The organism is Sporosarcina sp. NCCP-2331, assembly GCF_023707945.1.
Lineage (GTDB): Bacteria > Bacillota > Bacilli > Bacillales_A > Planococcaceae > Sporosarcina > Sporosarcina cascadiensis.
Map to the genome: position 1 here is coordinate 1 of NZ_BRCD01000007.1, position 17,609 is coordinate 17,609.

Below are 17,609 nucleotides of genomic sequence, written 5' to 3' on the forward strand. Positions count from 1 at the left end.
CTCTTGACTAACGGAGACGTGTATTTTTTATTCATCCATTGTGATGCTCTGCAGCTTGTGCAATTTCTTTCGTTGCGTGTACAGTGCCGTAAGGGTGTTCCGGTGGAGCATAAATGGAATATAATTTTAGCGGTTGTGTACCTGTGTTCGTGAGGTTATGCCATTTACCGGCTGGAATGATGAAAATGAAGTCATCATATACTTTGCGCTTGAAATCCAGTTGCTCCTTTCTATCTCCCATTTGGACAAGGCCTTCACCTGCTTCGATCCGAATAAATTGATCAACATTAGGATGCATTTCTAATCCGATGGCTTCGCCAACTTCTAAGCTCATTAAAGTTAGCTGTAGATATTCTCCTGTCCATAGTGCTGTGCGAAATGTGTTATTTTGTTTTGCCGCCTCTTCGATGTTGACGACAAATGGGGAAGGACCATAATCAGTTATGGTTGCTGACGGAGAGGGTGCGTTAGTTGTATATGACGGCTGCGTAGGATAACGGTAAGAATGCATATTGTTACAAAGTGGAATATAAACCGGCATACAACAGTTGAACATGAGATAAGGGATTTGATAATTCGAAGGAATCATTCCTTTCATTGTGCTTACTGATAGTAGTATATGTGATGTTTATCTGGCTGTGACTGGTTAATATTACGTTAGGAAAACTGGAATACCGCTAAACCATGTTTATCCACTTGTCACAGACTATTCATATGTAAGCGTTTCGAGTTTGAATGAATTGTGAAATCCTTCACAAGCTACTTTCTTTGCACAGAAAAGATAGTATGATAGGGGTAACAAAAGAAGTTGGTTATGCATTTCCTGTATGGGAATCAAAATACAAACCAAGAAGGAGACTGAACAACATGTGGGTTATCACTTTGTTCGAACAGGCAAACGTACGGATTTTTGAATATGCAGAGAAGGCTGAAGCAACAAACGCAATGAAGAATTTCAGCAAATATGCAGTTCTTTCTTATACAAGATAATTACAGTGCACCGTGCCTGCAGCGTTTTATAGCTGCAGGTTTTTTTCTATTATAAAAAATCGTTGGACTTGTGTTCAGAATTTCGTCCATGTAATGTAATGGATAAACAATAGTTGCAGTTTGCTGCTCATTTCATAAAGAAGGTAATCGATGTATGCTAACAAAAGTTAATACGTTTCTGCAAAGAAGAATCGCTATTTTGACCCCTCTCAGTTTAATCCTGGGTGTCTTGTTTCATCAAATCGGGGAGCAGCTGTTGTTCCTCGTTTCCTGGCTGCTCGCTTTCATTACGTTTGCCGGCAGTCTGAATATGAATATTCGGGAAACCCGCATGGTCGTAAGGCATCCTGGCGTTGTGCTGATCAGTATTGCATTCCTCCATATTCTCATGCCGGCATGGGCATACTTCCTGTCCAGCCTGGTTTTTAATGATCAACTGCTGACGGTTGGTTTTGTGCTGGCGGTTGCTGTCCCGACAGGCGTTACTAGCGTCATCTGGGTAACGCTGACGAAAGGTAATCTGCCCCTTTGCCTGTCAATTATTCTGGTGGATACACTGCTCGCACCTATCGTAATGCCTGCTATCCTTCATGTAGTTGCAGGTGAGCGGATTACAATCGACACAAGTTCACTAATCATGAATTTAATATGGATGGTACTGCTGCCGACACTTCTTGGTATTGCGCTGAATGAAGGTTCAAAAGGAAAAATTCCGTCTAAACTCTCTCCGAAACTTGCTCCCTTTTCCAAGCTGAGTTTATTCGGGATTGTGGCAATTAACGGGAGTGCCGTGGCACCGTATGTTCAAAAGTTTACGTGGGAACTGGTCGGTATCGTTGGCATGGTTTTCTTCCTGGCAGCTTCGGGATATGCCGCCGCTTTGGCTCTATCACATATCATTTGGAAGAACCCTGAAATCTCTTCTACGTTTATGTTCATGGGCGGCATGCGAAACATTGCAGTCGGTGTGGTCATAGCGACATCTTATTTCCCTCCCAAAGTAGCGATGCCTGTTGTGTTTGGTATGCTGTTCCAGCAAGTGCTGGCTTCTTTATACAGCAAGGTGGCAGATAAATATCGAACCTGGATAACGGAAAGAGTGAAGTAACCGGTTGCAGACACTAATCTGACAAATGTAAGCGTTTTGAGTTTGAATGAATTGTGAAATCCTTCACATGACGGTTTCTTTCTCCAATATTAAGCGTATGATAAGAGTAACAAAAGAAATTGGTTATGCATTTCCGAAAAGGAAATCAAAATACAAACCAAAAAGGAGACTGAACAACATGTGGGTTATCACATTGTTCGAACAGGAAAACGTACGGATTTTTGAATATGCAGAGAAAGCTGAAGCAACAAGCGCTATGAAAAACTTCAGCAAGTACGCAGTTCTTTCTTATACAAGATAAGCATAGAGTACCCGGCCCGCAGCGAATTCAGCTGTGGGTTTTTTATGTGTTGCTGAAGCATAAAAACGACATAAAAAGTCCACATTAAAACGAAAAAGTATATATCCGGCACGCCTTCTTCCGTGGTAAGCTATTCCTGTTTTGATTTTGAATGAAGAGAAGGCGATAAATAGATGGCAGCAGCAAACGGTCCCGTGATGAAACTGAGTTTATTTCATTTGACGTGGCCTATTTTTCTTGAGTTATTTTTGTTTATGCTGATGGGGTTGGCGGATACATTTATGCTGAGTGCGCTGTCGGATCAGGCAGTTTCCGGCGTCGGCACAGCAAATCAATATATACAGATTGCGATTTTGGTATTGGAAGTAGTAGGGAATGGGGCAGCCATCGTGGTTGCCCAGTATCTCGGTTCACGGCGTTATATCGAAGCCGCGAAAATATCGGCACTCGCCGTGTCGCTTAATTTATTGGCAGGTTTGGTCATCAGCGGAGTGTTCTTGCTGTTCACAAGCCAGATGATGCGGGCAATGAATTTACAGGGCGAGGTGCTTGCCCATGCAGAAGCGTATTTAGTCATCGTCGGCGGAGGGATTTTCCTGCAGGCAATCATTAATGCGCTGGCGGCAATTATCCGCGTGCACGGTTTCACCAAGCAGACGATGTTTGTTTCATTGGGAATGAATATCATTCATGTCATCGGGAATTACGCATTGATTTTCGGTAAGTTCGGTATGCCCGCACTCGGCGTCAAAGGGGCGGCCATTTCGTCTGTCGGCAGCCGGCTTGTGGCAGTCGTATTCTTTCTATGGCTATTGTACAAGGTGCTGGATTACCGGATAGATTTTAAGTTCTATTTTACATGGTCAAAGGAGTATATCGGAAAAATCCTTCACATTGGTCTGCCGTCTGCATTCGAACAAGTGCTTTATCAGGCATGCCAGATTGTGTTCTTATATTATGTGACGTATCTCGGAACGGAGGCGCTGGCTGCTCGGCAGTATGCGACGAATGTGTCGATGTTCAGTTATTTATTCGCATTGGCGATTGGGCTTGGCACGTCGATTATAACAGGCCGGATGGTCGGCAGCGGACAGAAGGAAGAGGTCTACCATCAAGTGTGGAAGTCGCTTCGCCGGGCGCTTGTCATGACAGCGGTCATGGTGGTTATTGTCATGTCCATCCGCTATCCGCTCATGCGGCTGTTTACAGATAATGAAGCCATCATCGAGCTTGGCGCCAAGGTATTATTGCTGTCGTGTCTGCTGGAAACTGGCAGGACGGTGAATATGGTCATCATCAATTCATTGCGTGCGGCAGGAGATGCGAAATTTCCTGTGCTGATGGGCGCGATTTCGATGGTGCTCATTAGTTTGCCGCTTGGTTATTTCCTGGTGTTTGTGATGGATTTAGGATTGGTCGGCGTATGGCTGGCGATTGCAACGGATGAATGGATTCGTGCAGTCAGTATGGCATTGAGGTGGAAAAGCAGGGCGTGGGAACGCTATGCATTGGTGGAAGCACCTGAATCGGCTGTGCCGGCAGAGCAGTCTGCAGCATCGGATGTTGTGTGAGCAAGTATACGGGATGGCAGTTCAAAGCTTATACTTTGAACTGCTTTTTTATGTGGCAAAATCAGAGTTCTGCTGTACGATTTCATTCTGAATGATCATACAAACTCTCTTTGTGATCATAGACTCTGTCTGCATGCTCATACGCCGCCGCGAGCCGATCATAGAGCAACCGCTCACGCTCATGTCACCCCCGCACTTGATCATATGCGGCCCATTCGTGATCATAGAGCACTTCTATTCGGAAATGCTGCATCTCACTTCACTTTAACAAGCAATCTGAGGTAGGATTAAGTCAGTAACGAAAAGAAGGGGATGGGTCGGAATGAAAGAGGTTAATAAATATATTGATGAAATTTTTTCACCGCAAGATGCGTTGCTGAAGGAAGTGATGGAGTCCATAAAAGAAAACGGAATGCCGTCTATCTCGGTATCGCCGAGTTCCGGGAAATTGCTGACGATGCTGGTTTCCATGTCCAAAGCAAAAAATGTCCTGGAAATTGGTGCTCTTGGAGGGTACAGTGGAATTTGTCTGGCCAGAGGATTTACTGGGGAAGGCAAGGTAACTTCTTTAGAACTGCAGCAATCTTACGCAGAGCTGGCTCATCGAAATCTGACAAAAGCAGGCTTTGGTGATCAAGTGACTTATATGACTGGAGAAGCACTTGAAAATCTTCAATTACTTATCGATAGTCAAAAACGCTTTGATTTCTTCTTCATCGATGCAGATAAAGAAAACTACGAAAAATATTTAGACCTCTGTTTACAGCTCGCGGAACCTGGCGCAGTAATCGTTGCTGATAATGTACTAGCAGGGGGCAGCGTGGCTGGCGGAACTGAAACAAGACGCCATACAGAAACGATGAAGAAATTCAATACCTATGTGGCAAACCATCCTAAATTAGAGTCGCTGCTTATTCCGACAGGAGACGGGTTAACCGTTTCGATTGTGAAAGCATAAAACGACTTTGCGATAATGAAGCATGAATACAAAACCGCCGGGCTCTTTTTAAAGAGTTGTCAGCGGTTTTTTTCTGTTTCATAAAATCCAGCTGACTGTAAAATGTGATATTCTTTATCTAGAGCGAAAAATCAGTTAAAAGAATGGATAGAGAAGCAAGAAAGAAGTGAATCAATCTCATGAAAACAGTGAAAGAATTTCTGGAAACATACATTTGCAAAGCCGGAGAGTCAATTCAGCAGATTAGCGAAAGCGAATGGGAAATTCAGAAGTGGACAGTGCGCACGTACAAAGTATTGGGTAATGTCTTGGCGGCTGGCGAGTATGATGTTCATCCTCCCGGCGATATTCTAAAATTACAGCTCAAGCCGAATTCCAAGAAAACCTCACTGGCTATTTCAAGCAAATTGATACAAGAAGCTTTGCGTAAAGGCTGGTTAATTCAAGAGATACGATTTAAATCTGATGGCCGAACACCGGACTCTACGGTGTTTCGCATGGGGCCGGGGCTTGAAGAATATGAACGGGTGAAAAAGCTGGAAGCAATGGAGGCGGATGATCTATTGCGCCAAACCTTGCTGCAGGAGATTGAAAAATCAAACATACAGTTTCCCTTGTTGTTCATCCGGCATATCAAAGATTTTGTTGTTGATACCAAAGATGAAGAATCCTGGGGAAAAGAAAAAGTCCGGAAGTTTACGGAGTTTTTACTTGCGTATCTTCAGTTAAGGAACCAGCAATCTCAAATGGAGTTTAAAGAAATTGGGGCGACCTATTTTAGGCGGATTGGCGGATCAAAAGTGTTTGATTCGTATCGTGATGATTTTATCCGCAGAATTGAAAAATGGATTGACGCGCCGATCAGTGAAATAGGGATTGTCAGTACAGGTTCTATTGTTCCCATCTTTTTTACGGGAAACTTAACGGGACAGCTTTCGCATTATTCAGCTGGAACTGTCCATGCGACAACCGAAATTGCGGTGATGGATGAAAGCTATGTAACGGACGCAGAGATTTTATGGTTGGTGGAGAATCGTGCGGTGCTGACAAGAATGGCAAAAGAACTTGATTTTTTAGCAGATACCTCCTCACTGATCATCGGAGTGGACGGGCAGCTGCGGGGCGCGCACAGAAAGTTAATTCAGCAGCTCTGCTGTAATTCATCCATACAGCAGATTGTAATTTGGGTGGATTATGATGCGGCGGGGAGAGTTATAGCCAGAGACTTGGCAGAGTTAACTAAGGGAATTTCAGTTCGTTTTATTGGTAATGAAAGAAATGTCTTTATGTCCTATCCAGAATATCTGGAATGGTCAGAAACCGTTCCGGAAGCAGAACAAGAAATGACGTTAGGGGGTCCGGCCGAGTGGAGAAAGTGGATCAGCAAGTAATTTCTATCTTCCATACAGATGAACAGCAGCCTGAAATGACACGGGCAATGCGCGATATAATTTCTTTAGCCGGCGTGATGAAAGATTTATCATCGGAAGCGGTCTTCCAATCGCCGCTAGAGATGCTGCGTTTTTTACGCATTATTGAATTGATTCACGAAGAAGCATACGGTCTGTCGGAACCGATCGACGGTGCAGATACACTGTACTATCGCTATCAGGCGCGCTACCGCGATGAAGATCCGCCGTCTAAAGCGCGCGTACATCAAATCGTTACGATACTGGCGGGCAATAATTGGATTAGTAAACAGACGCATCAAATTAAAATGATGAGTGTTGGAAAACGGATGATGCACTCCCTGACACGCCTGGCTAATGATTCACTTGCTTATTATCTGGAAGATGATATCGGCCGTTCGCTGTTTCAGGCCAGGAGAGATGCCGAAATCAGCGAAGCCTATGATGATAAAGGGATTTCTGGAGGAAATGTCATCGCCAGTATGATCCGTAATGTGAAAGATGCCAATGAAACGTTAAAAGAGCGCGAATTGGAGCTATTGGCCGATCGAAATGCGCTGCCGCAACTGGAAGTGATTCATACGTTGATGGCAGATTTAGAACATAAGCTCCATGAACGATATAAAGAATTCCAAACGATTGAAGACAGTCTGGTACTCAGTAATTTAATGCAGAGCGGTGCAGCTGTACTGGCAGAAGGGACAAGCTTGTCTCTCGGCATGATCAATAAGTATCTGCAGTTTATGAATGTTCAGCAAACACCTCTCAAAACGGTGATTTCTCCTGAAAAAGTTCGGACATTTATTAGCAAAATGTTTCATCCTCCTCTGGAATCTGAAATCCCGAACGCACATCAGCTCTTTAGTTTTATGGATCAGGGACAGTATGATGGAGAAGATCTGGATGGCATTTGGATGCCGGTAAAATACGCAAGCCCTCTATCCCATACTGATATTGAAAGCGGGATCGAATTTCTGGAGAACTATGAACCTGTGGTTGCAGAAATGGAAGCACCGCACCATATAGAATTCAGACAGGAAACGCTGGAAGTTCAATCGATTGATGATTTAGTGGATGAAGCGAGCTGGCTGCTGACGAAGGCGAGCATTGATACAGAAAAGATTGAGGAATATTTGAAACGAAAAAGTAAAGCAGAAATAGAAGAAACGATTATTGAAACAAGTTCATCAGAATGGGGGGACGCGATTCGTCAGCTTCTGGGAATTGCGGCACTTGAAGCGAATAAAAGAATTCAGATAGAGCCGAAAGAAGACGTGAGGGAAATAGAGAAAGAGTGGGAGTGGATTCAAGATGACGACCGAAAATTCAGCATTCGAAAACGACAATAGTGAAGATTTCTCGTTAAATAGTCTGCAATCACTGCGCAGTGTGTTAACGAACCGGGAAGAACAGACATTTATGTCCATTCTCTTTTCTTCAAGCGCTACCATCCGTGCAAATAACTTTGGATTGTCGCGCAAAGAAGTGGAAAAATTGCTTGGTGTAAGTAAAGAAGAGGCGTATTTTCATTCGTTTTTATCTCGTGTCAATCAGGCTGTCGGACGGTATTACCGGCTGATCTATGATGAAGAACGTGATCAGGTCGTCGTTATGCTGCGCGTCCCCGCACGATCTGCACGTCATACATTATCGGAAGAAGCACTTGCCGTCCTGCTGTTTATGTTTTACCAGCAAGAAGTATTGAAACATGAATATACTTTACTGACTCAGCTGCTTGAGGCATTCGGCCATGAAATGAAGAAAGGCAGCCGGCGCATCCAGCTGGCAATCGATACGCTGCGAAAAATAGGCGCACTTGAAATTCATATTGGTTCGGATACAGAGGATGCCTACCGCCTGACAGCCATAGGAGTTAATATGTTCTCAGATTCTTTTTTACACCGGATGGTCGAATTCAGCCACTCCAGTCAGCTGTCAAAAGAAGACGTCATGAAGTTTTTCAATCGCTATAATTTGTATGAAAAGGAGGGATTCCTGTGATCCCTTGGCGATTACAGTTTTCAGGTATCCGGGATTATGATGCAGAAGAAATGATTTTGGAACATGCCGATGAACATATTTTGATAACCGGCCCTAACGGCGCGGGGAAGTCGACGATTTCTTTTTGTATGGGAGCCGTCCTGCGTTCCAGTAAAGTGGATATTGAAGGATTGAAATCTCAAAACCTTCCGGAAGATGAAACATGGAGAGCAGCAATTCATTTTTTATTTAAGAATGAAGGACAGTCCCGCATCGACGGTCCCCTTTTTATCGAGTTCCGCCTGCTGTGCGAGCAACCTCCGAAACAGCCGATCAAACTGCGTTATGAAATCCATGTCGGCGACGAATTGGATGAGTTGGAACTGCGGCAAACCTACCGTTCTGGAGATGCCAATAAAAATAATTTAAGTGCCTATAAACGGGAACTGCAATTCAAATATAAAATCCATCCAGATCTGTACTATTTAATCTGGTATCAGCAAGAAGTAAACCAATTTTCCGTTATGGCGCCGGAAGAGCGATTCCGCATCTTCAGCGAAATGCATGGCATCGACAGGATCCAGAAAGACTGGGAGACGAGTCTGGAAATCGTGAAAGAGGCACGTGAAGCGTATGTAATTGCGACCAACCAGCAAAAGCAGCATGATTTTAATTTATCTGTTGCAAGGAATAATAAAATTCGCTTTGAAGATAACCGAAAACGTCTTACCGATAATGGAATTCAGTATGCGCGGACAACCTATGGGCTTCAATTGCTTGCAGAGAATGGCCGCGAAGAAGTCGAAGAATATATGGAAGCGCGTAAATTGGATTTAGATGATGCGGAAGAACAGGCCCGTCAATTAACAGCTGAACTGGAGCTTCAAAAAGCAGCAGAAGAGAAAATGAAAGCAAGACAGCTGGAGATAAAACAGTCACTTGAACAATCGGAAGTTCAAGTAAAGGCAAAAGAAAAAGATGTAGATGAAGTGGAAAGTGAAGTCGATACTTTACAAGAGGAATTGAGTGCACTTCAAGACGAATATTCGAAGCTGCCTTATCCCGAAACAGAGACAAGGAATAGACTGGCGGCGGCTGCTGAACAAGTCGATCTCTTAGGAAAACAAGAAGAGACGCTGAGAGAGCAAATTGAAAAAGCGGAGATTTCCATTGAAGAATATCAACAAAAACAATCACATGTCCAAGCAGCCATTGACCAGTGGGAAAGGAACAGCCGCTTTCATTCGGAAATGATGAATCGTTATTTATCCAGCTACCAATTAGAAAAAGATATTGCCGATTTAGATCATTCATTGGAAACCAGAAAAAAGTTACTGGAAAAGAAGCGGGTTACTTGTTCTGCATGGAAAAATGAATTGGCTATGCTGGAGAAGAATCAAATTGAATCCTCACGTCAGCGGGAAGCTATTCTTTATTTAAAAGAACAGCAAATCAAAGCCTTTCCATTACGTGCTTTTATTAAGTTAATGGATCATACACCGATTGAGAATGAACGCCTCTTTGATGCCATTAAATATACTATATTTTATGACGCTTCAAATTGCCGGCCTTTCAATGACTTGTATCATGTTTCGTTAAAGAAACTTATTCCCGATAGAAGTATCACGGAGTTGCCAGGTATGGGATTGCAAATGCAGGAAGGGCTTTCCCAGCAGGAACAGAATCATGCCGCTCGTGTTCTTTGGTGGATAGAACGGTTTTTCACAGAAGAACCGCCAGCTATTCAAAAAGGGAGATTGGTTGACAGGCAAGGTGTGAGAGGGCCGCAAGAACAAAATACGTTTATTTTGAGTAAACAGGCTTTAGAGGAACGAAGAAGATTTCTTGTTCAGGAAATTGAAAAGTTACAGAAAGAAATTGAATTGCTCACACTGCAAGTTTCTGAGGACAATGAAATCTATCGCGTTTGGAATGCCGATGTACAAAAGGTAAGAGAAGCGGAGGCTTTTCTTTCTTCAAAAGCAGAGCAGCAGTATCGCGTAGAACAGCTTGTCCAATTGAAGACGGAGCAGCTTCAATTGAAAGTAGAGAAAAAAGAATATGAAACGGAATCGCAAGAGATTTGGAAAGAGAAAAGTCAGGAAGAGAAAACAGCTGCTGCTTTGCAAGACTATTTGAAGGTATATGAAAAATTCAGCAGGCACTCTGAAAAAATTGAACGCCTGCAGCAACAGCAATTGTTCCTGAAACAACTTAAACAAGAGCTCAGTTCGCTGCGTCGGTATATAGATAAGCAGCAAGATGAATTGGATGATATTCAAGATCTCTTACGTAAACAGCAGCGAGATATTATGGATGCAGCGGATCAACAGGAAGTTAATCAGCGGATGATCATACAAGTTAGGAATCAGCTATCTGAAAAACAGGATGAACGAATTGCTCTGTCCAAAGATGAAGCGGCACAAAAAGAAATAGTAAACGATCTTCGGGAGCTTGTCCCTCAATTGGTAGAGCAGGCTTTGCTGGAACCGCCAGCAGTACAATCAAGACAAGATCTATTGATACGACAGAATCAGGCGATGGTCGGATTTGAAAATGCTCGTAACGAAGAGAATATTGATTCCAATGCGGTAGAAAACTTTTATACACTTGAGCAAGAAGTTAAACGTAAAGAAGAAGAGCTTCATTCGGCAAAGAATTTGCTGGAAGAAAACGAAGAGCGGGCAATCCAAAATGAACGCCGTTTGGAAACTGCTATTGAAATGCAAGTTCAAAAAATCAATTTGCTCTTTCAGCAGTATATGGGTGAATTTCAATTTGAAGGCCTAATCAAATTTGAAAAACTTATGGATAAGAAAAATCGGCCCATCTTCAAATTGTTTATTTATGTGCGGAAAGAAGGCCATCGAGGGAAATTCGAAGATGTCAGCTTGAAAGCACGAGGTGGACGTGTGGGTAAAGGGGTTTCAGGTGGAGAAGAGTCGCTGAGTTCTCTATTATTTGCGCTGTCACTGCTTCAGAATTTGGAAAATCAGTCGGGCTTTATTGTGCTCGATGAGTTTGACAGTGCGTTGGATGAAAGCCGTAAAGCAACAGTCTTTCAGTTGTACGCCAGTAAATTGCAGAGAAAATTGATTATTCTCTCTCCAAAAGCACATGATACGGACTACTACAACCAATTTTCCAAGGCGTTTATCATTTCCCATGATCCGAAAGAAATGAAGAGTAAGGTAAGGGGAATCCAAATTGGAATAAAAGATTAAACGTAAACTAACAGCCGCTTATTCTGATGGTCAGAACTAAGCGGCTGTTTTTTATTTTCTTTTATTGGAAGTTTGATCTTTATCGTGATTAGTTTTATTATTCTTATTTTTCGCTTTTGCATCAAACTCTGCAGAAAACTCTTCCTGAAAATTATCGTTCGGATTATTATTATTGCTGTTGCTGGCATCTTTACTTTTGTTTTGATAAGTATCAAATGGATTGTGGGTTCTTTCATTCATCGTTTGTTTATTGTTTTTATTACTCATGATGAAACACCTCCTGCAACTTACTATGGCCGCTAATTCATATTTTATTCTATTCTGCGGCTTGTGAGTTCTTCCATTATCTGAAGAATGGTATGATAGCGGGAATCAATAACAAAATATAGGGTCTGCACCAAAATCTGTTCTTGATAACTTGTCATGTATGTATTGCGAAAATCATGCTGCAGTTTAAACCCGCTTCGGCGCTGGGGGATTGCCTTACGCTATGAGCCATCTGGCGAAGAACACGCCAGTTGTCTCATAGCAACGGCCTACCCCGCAGTTGCGCCTTCGCTGATGTGGGGAAAGTATAACATGTTGCTTTTTTGCAGAGTGTGGATTTAGTTGGTGGTGTTCCCGTTTCTCGACTTTGTAATGCATTCAACACAAGAATCTAAGCCTTTGCAGAATGCTAAGTATTGCATGAAACGCCACACTTTACGTAATAAACTCAAATAGCATGCTCATGACTGCTATTCATATAAAAATTCCTGAAAAACCAGCCAGTGTACCGGAGTGAAAGCCGTCATGAAGAACGGCTTTTGCGAGTAAAAGCGCAGCGTTAGGAGCACTGGTTTTAGGCGACTCTGTGAGGATCAGCCCGACAGGTGAGACAACTTGCGGGAGCTCGCGACCAAGTTGGCTCACCGCGGGCCCGCAAGACACGCGTCCGCCTGGAACGCAGGGGAACGGTTTCTCTCTACTTACCTTTACCTCCAAACTGCTTTCTATGCACAATATTAAGCACATGTTTTGGCGATGAGACCTATTTTAAAATAAAGAGGGTGGATTTTTGCAGAAACGAGATAACGCCATACGGCTGCTGATTTTCAGTATGTTATTTCTATTGCTGGCGGCATGTTCGAACAAAGAACAAGAAAATCAGGCTGAGAGAACGCTGGCTGAGGTTCAGGAGTTGGCCAGGCACGGACAAATTCCGGACGAGCGATGGTTTGCGGGCATCACAAAATTTCAGGAAGTAAACGAAAGCTTAGGCGATCCAGACCGAACAGATCGGGCAGGCGACGGGACGTATGCAGTATATGAAGATCATGATGCAGCAATTGGAATGACGGAGAATAACCGGGTGTTTGACCTGCGTTCATCTGCGCCTGAGTTGCAAAAGATTACCCGTGCAGAGACTGAGAAAATAGTGGGAGTTCCAGCTGAAATTCGTCATGTGGACGGGCAGGATATCCTTGTATATGAACTGAATGAGGAGTTCCAAATGAAATTTGTATTTTTGTCTTCGGATGAGACAGCAACAATAGATCACCTGTCTGTTGTCCATAAACCGAGTGCTGAGATTCAGAAGGATGTGCTTGGCATGTCTATGGAAGAAAAACTGGGACAGCTTATAATAATGGGTGTCGAAGGAGCTGAGCTGGATTCAGCGGCAAAAGCTTTTATAGCAGAACAGCATGTAGGCGGCGTCATCTTATTTAAGCGAAATTTTATCGACATCGTACAATCAGTGAATTTAATCAATGAAATGAAACAGGCGAATAAAAGCGGCAAAGCCCCTTTATTGATTGGTGTGGACGAGGAAGGCGGACGCGTTACCAGGCTTCCAGAAGAATTAGTGAAGACTCCTTCGAATCGGCAGATCGGCAAACTGGCAGATGGGGATGTTGCATTCCAGATAGGAGAACTGCTCGGTGAGAAGCTCGATTCATTTGGCATCAATATGGATTTTGCGCCCGTGCTTGATGTGGACAGCAATCCGGAAAATTCTGTAATCGGGGACAGATCATATGGACCCGACGCTCAGCTAGCAGGCGAAATGGGTGTGCAGCAGATACAAGGCATGAAATCAAAGTATGTGGTGCCGGTCATCAAACACTTTCCTGGCCACGGTGATACCAGCGTAGATTCGCATATTGATCTGCCGGTTATCCCTCACAGTGCAGAAAGGCTGCAGAAAGTGGAACTCAGGCCATTTAAAGAAGCAATTGAAAGTGGTGCAGATGCTGTAATGGTCGGCCATTTGATAGTGAATGCGTATGACCGGGAGACGCCGGCATCGTTTTCTAAGGCAGTGATCACTGAATTGCTGCGCGAACAATTGCATTTTGACGGTGTGGTGATTACAGATGATCTGATCATGGGAGCGATTGAAAATTATTATCCCATTGGTGATGCAGCAGTCAAATCCATTCAGGCCGGTGGAGATATCCTGCTTATTGGACACGGCTATACGCCTGTTAAGGATGTGCTGGCTTCGTTAAAAGCGGCGGTGTCGTCAGGTGAACTTCCGGAAAAGCGAATAAATCAGAGTATGGAACGAATTCTCACATTGAAACAAATATATGAGCTGAATGATGAATTACATCAGGAAGTAGATGTTGATGGGCTCAATGAGCAGATAGAAGAACTGCTCATGAAAATGAAAGTGAAGTGACCATGCGGTTGGTCAAATTTTTTTCCACTAGGCTTCAAAACACTTTTGAAGAATTTCACAGCTCCCATCCTCTTGTAATTTTCTGCTCAACGGGCATGCTACTTGTGAGGAATGACGAGGAGGATGATTGGATGAGCATGAGCGAAGAGGTAAAAGAGCTGAAGGCATTTCGCTGTGACGACCGTTGCGTACTGTCCGTTTACTTGAATACGAATCCTGCCGATCCGGATCAGCAGCAGGCAGCCTGGAGAATTCATTTGAAGTCGGGACTGAAACGGCTGGATGAATATATCGTTGCCTCAAATGATGAAAAAGAGCTGACTGCCTATCGCTTGGTGAAGGACAAAGTGATGAAAGAAATTGAGCACAATCAAAACGAACTGGCGAAGGGTGCTGTTATTTTTGCGGCGGCTGAACCTGAAATCTGGTCTGTCCACTATGTCCAGGTGGCAGTTAAGACTAGTTTTCATTGGGAAAATCATCCGGTTACAAAGGAATTGGAGTCTATGCTACAAGCATACCCGGAAGCCGGAATTATACTCCCAGGGTACAGCGATGTTCGCATCTTGGACACTGCGATGGGAAGGATTCGTGATGAAACTGTGTATGAATTTGATTCAGGATTGGATGTCTGGAAAGAGCAAAAAGGTGTAAAGTCTTCGATTCAGCGCGGCGTCGGCGGGCATACAGACGAGTTTGACCAGCGACTGAAAGAGAACCTGGACCGATTTTATAAGCAAATGGGTTCTGTCGTAGGGAAAATGAAGAAAAAGCGTGGTTGGAAGGAAGTCCATGTAGCCGGCGAGGCGGAATTGGCCAAAAGTTTTTCTTCGGTGCTTTCCGAGAAACCCGAAAGCTGTCAGCATAAGAACTTCGGTAAAATGAAGAACGATCAAATCATCCAAAAAGTATTTGAAATTCGTTAACCTCAGCACACACTGCTTATTGTCAGCAGTGTGTTTTTTGATGGAGAAGAGGATTATCTATGTAATTCTAGAATACTATAACGGAATGATATTTAAAGGGGGAGAAATGATGGGTCGAGGCAGAAAAATTACGTTATGGACAGTAAGTATTTTGTCTGTAATTGCTGTCGCTTTAGCGATATTTGCAAACGTTTACATAACGAAATCAAAGCCGGTGACCGCCGGCGAGCAGAAAGTTTCCATACTGGAAAGTGATGTGATCATCACAAGGGATGAGAAGGGAGTACCGCATATCAAGGCGCAGTCTGATGAAGATCTGTATAAAGCGCAGGGCTATGTGCAGGCGCAGGACCGCTTATTCCAAATGGATTTAGCGCGCAGGCAGGCGAGTGGACGTTTGGCGGAAGTAATCGGCTCGGCAGCGGTGGATACGGATAAACTGTTCCGGACATTCAGTCTGCGCACGGCAGCCGAAGCTTCTTATGACGGCTACAGCGATGAAGCGAAAGATGTGCTGAACTGGTATGCACAGGGCGTCAACGCGTTCATTGATGAAGTAAAAGACAACGGTAAGCTGACATATGAGTTCAAGCTTCTTGGCTATGAGCCGGAAGAATGGACGCCTCAGGATTCATTGACCATCGGAAAATATATGGCCTATGATCTGGGCGGCAGATGGCAGCCGCAGGCATTCCGCCACTGGGCACTCAATGCCTATCCGGAAGACAAAGCCAAGGAATTATTCATCACCTATCCGGAAAACGCAGAATCGATTATGACGGCGAATAAAGAAAACAAGGTCGAAGTGGCGGGGGAATTTCTGCCTGAGTATTCACCACCTGAATTTAACGGAAGTAATAACTGGGTGGTATCCGGAGAGAAGACAGCTTCCGGCTTGCCGCTCCTCGCTGATGACCCGCATCTCGGGCTGAGCACGCCTTCGATCTGGTATCAGATGCATCTGCAGTCGCCTGAACAAAATGTCGGCGGAGTCATTTTTGCAGGCATTCCGGGAATTATTTTAGGGCATAATGAAGAAATTGCCTGGGGTGTCACGAACGTTGGTCCGGATGTGCAGGATCTTTATATTGAAATACCTCATCCGAGTGAAAAAGGGAAATTCCGCTACGACGGCGAGTGGGAAGAAGCGGAAATCCGTGACGAGACGATTAAAGTGAAAGACGGCGAGGATGTGCCGTATGAAGTGATCGTCACAAGGCATGGCCCGATTATTTCGGATGTGATGTTTAAGGATGAAGATCCTGAAGCATTATTTTCGATGCAGTGGACGGCGCTTGAACCGACTACTGAACTCGAAGCCATTATGAAGATGAATAAAGCGGCGGACTGGGACAGTTTTGAAACGGCGCTCGAAAATTTCCACGCACCGGCACAGAACTTTGTGTTCGCATCCAAGGACGGAACAATTGCTTATAAGGCGAACGGGCGGATTCCGATCAGAAAGCAAGGAGACGCACAGCTGGCGGTACCGGGAGATTCATCGGACTACGGCTGGGACGGCTATATTCCGTATGACGAACTGCCGCGTGTCATCAATCCGGATGAAGGCTTCATCGCAACCGCGAATAATGAAGTCATCGACGAAAAATATCCGTATCATATTACGAAGTTCTGGGCACAGCCGTATCGTTTTGAACGGATTGCGGAAGTTCTTAGGGAGCGCGATGACTTCACAGCAGAAGACATGATGAAATTGCAGATGGATCAGAAAAATCTTCAGGCTGATGAATTCCTGGATGATCTGCTTGGTTCAGTAGAAAAATTGGATAAGAACGAAGAATACAGTAAGACAATACAGACGATGAAAGACTGGGATCAGTATGATTCGCCGGACAGCAGTGCGCCGCTTGTTTTCCATAAATGGATCAGGCAGCTGCAGAGCGATATGTTTAAGGAAGAAATGCCGGAAGATGTCTATGAACTGATGCCGGGCAAGGCGCAGCTGGTCGATCAGCTGCTTCGTACAGGATACAGCGGCAAAAAGAGCGTCTGGCTGGATGAAAAGGAAGGTATCGATCAGTGGGTGTATACTTCATTCGTCAATTCAATGAAGGATATGGAAGACAGCTTCGGTTCTAATCAGGAGAAGTGGAAATGGGGCGACTTCCATCAGCTGACGTTCCCGCATCCGCTGGCAAGCGCTTCGCCTATTTTTGAGAAAATTTTCAACCCGAAAAAGCAGGCGATCGGCGGATCGAATATTACGGTCCAGGCTTCCGCGTTTAAAGATGACGGATCCGTTAATCACGGGGCTTCCTGGCGGTTCGTTGCCGATTTAAATGATTTGTCGAAAACCTACCATATTGTAGGGCCAGGACAGAGCGGACATATGAAATCCAAATGGTTCCACGATCAGGCAGAAGACTGGGCACGCGGTGATTTCCATGAGACTGTCCTGACCGACGAAGTGGAAAACGGCAGAGTGCTGACCTTGAAAGCAACAGGGAATAAGTAAT

At 44.2% G+C, this 17,609-nt stretch carries 14 protein-coding genes; 12 read left to right on the forward strand and 2 right to left on the reverse strand.

Translation table 11 applies throughout. The annotated features are described in order from the left end of the window. Positions 1-31: 31 nt before the first annotated feature. The gene (locus NCCP2331_RS05445; RefSeq protein WP_251669107.1) at positions 32-598 is read right to left on the reverse strand and encodes a cupin domain-containing protein; all 567 of its coding nucleotides are present in this window, start codon (positions 596-598) and stop codon (positions 32-34) included. 269 nt (positions 599-867) lie between these two features. Between NCCP2331_RS05445 and NCCP2331_RS18385 the strand changes: the two genes are divergently transcribed. The 9 genes from NCCP2331_RS18385 (at position 868) to NCCP2331_RS05480 (ending at position 11,541) form a co-directional block, all read left to right on the forward strand. Continuing rightward, positions 868-990 carry a hypothetical protein gene (locus tag NCCP2331_RS18385; protein WP_255425143.1) on the forward strand — a complete coding sequence of 41 codons (123 nt, stop codon included), beginning with the start codon at positions 868-870 and terminating at the stop codon, positions 988-990. Positions 991-1,144: 154 nt separating this feature from the next. Next, complete coding sequence (locus NCCP2331_RS05450) at positions 1,145-2,098, forward strand: bile acid:sodium symporter family protein (RefSeq protein WP_251669109.1); 954 nt, start codon at positions 1,145-1,147, stop codon at positions 2,096-2,098. Between the two features lie 178 nt (positions 2,099-2,276). Then, a complete protein-coding gene (locus NCCP2331_RS18390) occupies positions 2,277-2,399 on the forward strand; it encodes a hypothetical protein (RefSeq protein ID WP_255425142.1) in 123 nt (40 codons plus the stop codon). A 173-nt stretch (positions 2,400-2,572) separates the two neighbouring features. Beyond that, positions 2,573-3,970, forward strand: coding sequence for an MATE family efflux transporter (locus NCCP2331_RS05455; protein WP_251669111.1), 1,398 nt, complete (start codon positions 2,573-2,575; stop codon positions 3,968-3,970). A gap of 322 nt (positions 3,971-4,292) precedes the next feature. Then, positions 4,293-4,928: an O-methyltransferase gene (locus tag NCCP2331_RS05460; protein WP_251669113.1), complete on the forward strand. Its 636-nt coding sequence runs from the start codon at positions 4,293-4,295 to the stop codon at positions 4,926-4,928. Positions 4,929-5,107: 179 nt separating this feature from the next. After that, entirely contained in the window at positions 5,108-6,319 is a 1,212-nt protein-coding gene (locus NCCP2331_RS05465; protein ID WP_251669115.1) for a DUF2399 domain-containing protein, read from the forward strand. Then, positions 6,295-7,686: a hypothetical protein gene (locus NCCP2331_RS05470; protein WP_251669117.1), complete on the forward strand. Its 1,392-nt coding sequence runs from the start codon at positions 6,295-6,297 to the stop codon at positions 7,684-7,686. Before NCCP2331_RS05465 ends, NCCP2331_RS05470 begins: the two co-directional genes overlap by 25 nt. Next, positions 7,649-8,338 (forward strand): hypothetical protein, encoded by a 690-nt coding sequence (locus NCCP2331_RS05475; protein ID WP_251669119.1) that lies wholly within the window; start codon positions 7,649-7,651, stop codon positions 8,336-8,338. Before NCCP2331_RS05470 ends, NCCP2331_RS05475 begins: the two co-directional genes overlap by 38 nt. Next, positions 8,335-11,541: a chromosome segregation protein SMC gene (locus tag NCCP2331_RS05480; protein ID WP_251669121.1), complete on the forward strand. Its 3,207-nt coding sequence runs from the start codon at positions 8,335-8,337 to the stop codon at positions 11,539-11,541. Before NCCP2331_RS05475 ends, NCCP2331_RS05480 begins: the two co-directional genes overlap by 4 nt. Before the next feature lie 51 nt (positions 11,542-11,592). Here NCCP2331_RS05480 and NCCP2331_RS05485 read toward each other — a convergent pair whose 3' ends face one another. Beyond that, positions 11,593-11,808: a hypothetical protein gene (locus NCCP2331_RS05485; RefSeq protein ID WP_251669123.1), complete on the reverse strand. Its 216-nt coding sequence runs from the start codon at positions 11,806-11,808 to the stop codon at positions 11,593-11,595. A gap of 790 nt (positions 11,809-12,598) precedes the next feature. Between NCCP2331_RS05485 and nagZ the strand changes: the two genes are divergently transcribed. The 3 genes from nagZ (at position 12,599) to NCCP2331_RS05500 (ending at position 17,608) form a co-directional block, all read left to right on the forward strand. Beyond that, positions 12,599-14,206, forward strand: a complete 1,608-nt coding sequence (nagZ, locus tag NCCP2331_RS05490; RefSeq protein ID WP_251669125.1) for a beta-N-acetylhexosaminidase — start codon at positions 12,599-12,601, stop codon at positions 14,204-14,206. 131 nt (positions 14,207-14,337) lie between these two features. Further along, positions 14,338-15,132, forward strand: a complete 795-nt coding sequence (locus NCCP2331_RS05495) for a VLRF1 family aeRF1-type release factor (protein WP_251669127.1) — start codon at positions 14,338-14,340, stop codon at positions 15,130-15,132. A 109-nt stretch (positions 15,133-15,241) separates the two neighbouring features. Further along, positions 15,242-17,608 carry a penicillin acylase family protein gene (locus NCCP2331_RS05500; protein WP_251669129.1) on the forward strand — a complete coding sequence of 789 codons (2,367 nt, stop codon included), beginning with the start codon at positions 15,242-15,244 and terminating at the stop codon, positions 17,606-17,608. Position 17,609: the final 1 nt, after the last annotated feature.

Excerpts from the sequence above, each read along its gene's own strand:
- NCCP2331_RS05445 (WP_251669107.1), bottom strand. The coding sequence starts at position 598 with ATGAAAGGAATGATTCCTTCGAATTATCAAATCCCTTATCTCATGTTC.
- NCCP2331_RS18385 (WP_255425143.1), top strand. The coding sequence starts at position 868 with ATGTGGGTTATCACTTTGTTCGAACAGGCAAACGTACGGATTTTTGAA.
- NCCP2331_RS05450 (WP_251669109.1), top strand. The coding sequence starts at position 1,145 with ATGCTAACAAAAGTTAATACGTTTCTGCAAAGAAGAATCGCTATTTTG.
- NCCP2331_RS18390 (WP_255425142.1), top strand. The coding sequence starts at position 2,277 with ATGTGGGTTATCACATTGTTCGAACAGGAAAACGTACGGATTTTTGAA.
- NCCP2331_RS05455 (WP_251669111.1), top strand. The coding sequence starts at position 2,573 with ATGGCAGCAGCAAACGGTCCCGTGATGAAACTGAGTTTATTTCATTTG.
- NCCP2331_RS05460 (WP_251669113.1), top strand. The coding sequence starts at position 4,293 with ATGAAAGAGGTTAATAAATATATTGATGAAATTTTTTCACCGCAAGAT.
- NCCP2331_RS05465 (WP_251669115.1), top strand. The coding sequence starts at position 5,108 with ATGAAAACAGTGAAAGAATTTCTGGAAACATACATTTGCAAAGCCGGA.
- NCCP2331_RS05475 (WP_251669119.1), top strand. The coding sequence starts at position 7,649 with ATGACGACCGAAAATTCAGCATTCGAAAACGACAATAGTGAAGATTTC.
- NCCP2331_RS05485 (WP_251669123.1), bottom strand. The coding sequence starts at position 11,808 with ATGAGTAATAAAAACAATAAACAAACGATGAATGAAAGAACCCACAAT.
- NCCP2331_RS05495 (WP_251669127.1), top strand. The coding sequence starts at position 14,338 with ATGAGCATGAGCGAAGAGGTAAAAGAGCTGAAGGCATTTCGCTGTGAC.
- NCCP2331_RS05500 (WP_251669129.1), top strand. The coding sequence starts at position 15,242 with ATGGGTCGAGGCAGAAAAATTACGTTATGGACAGTAAGTATTTTGTCT.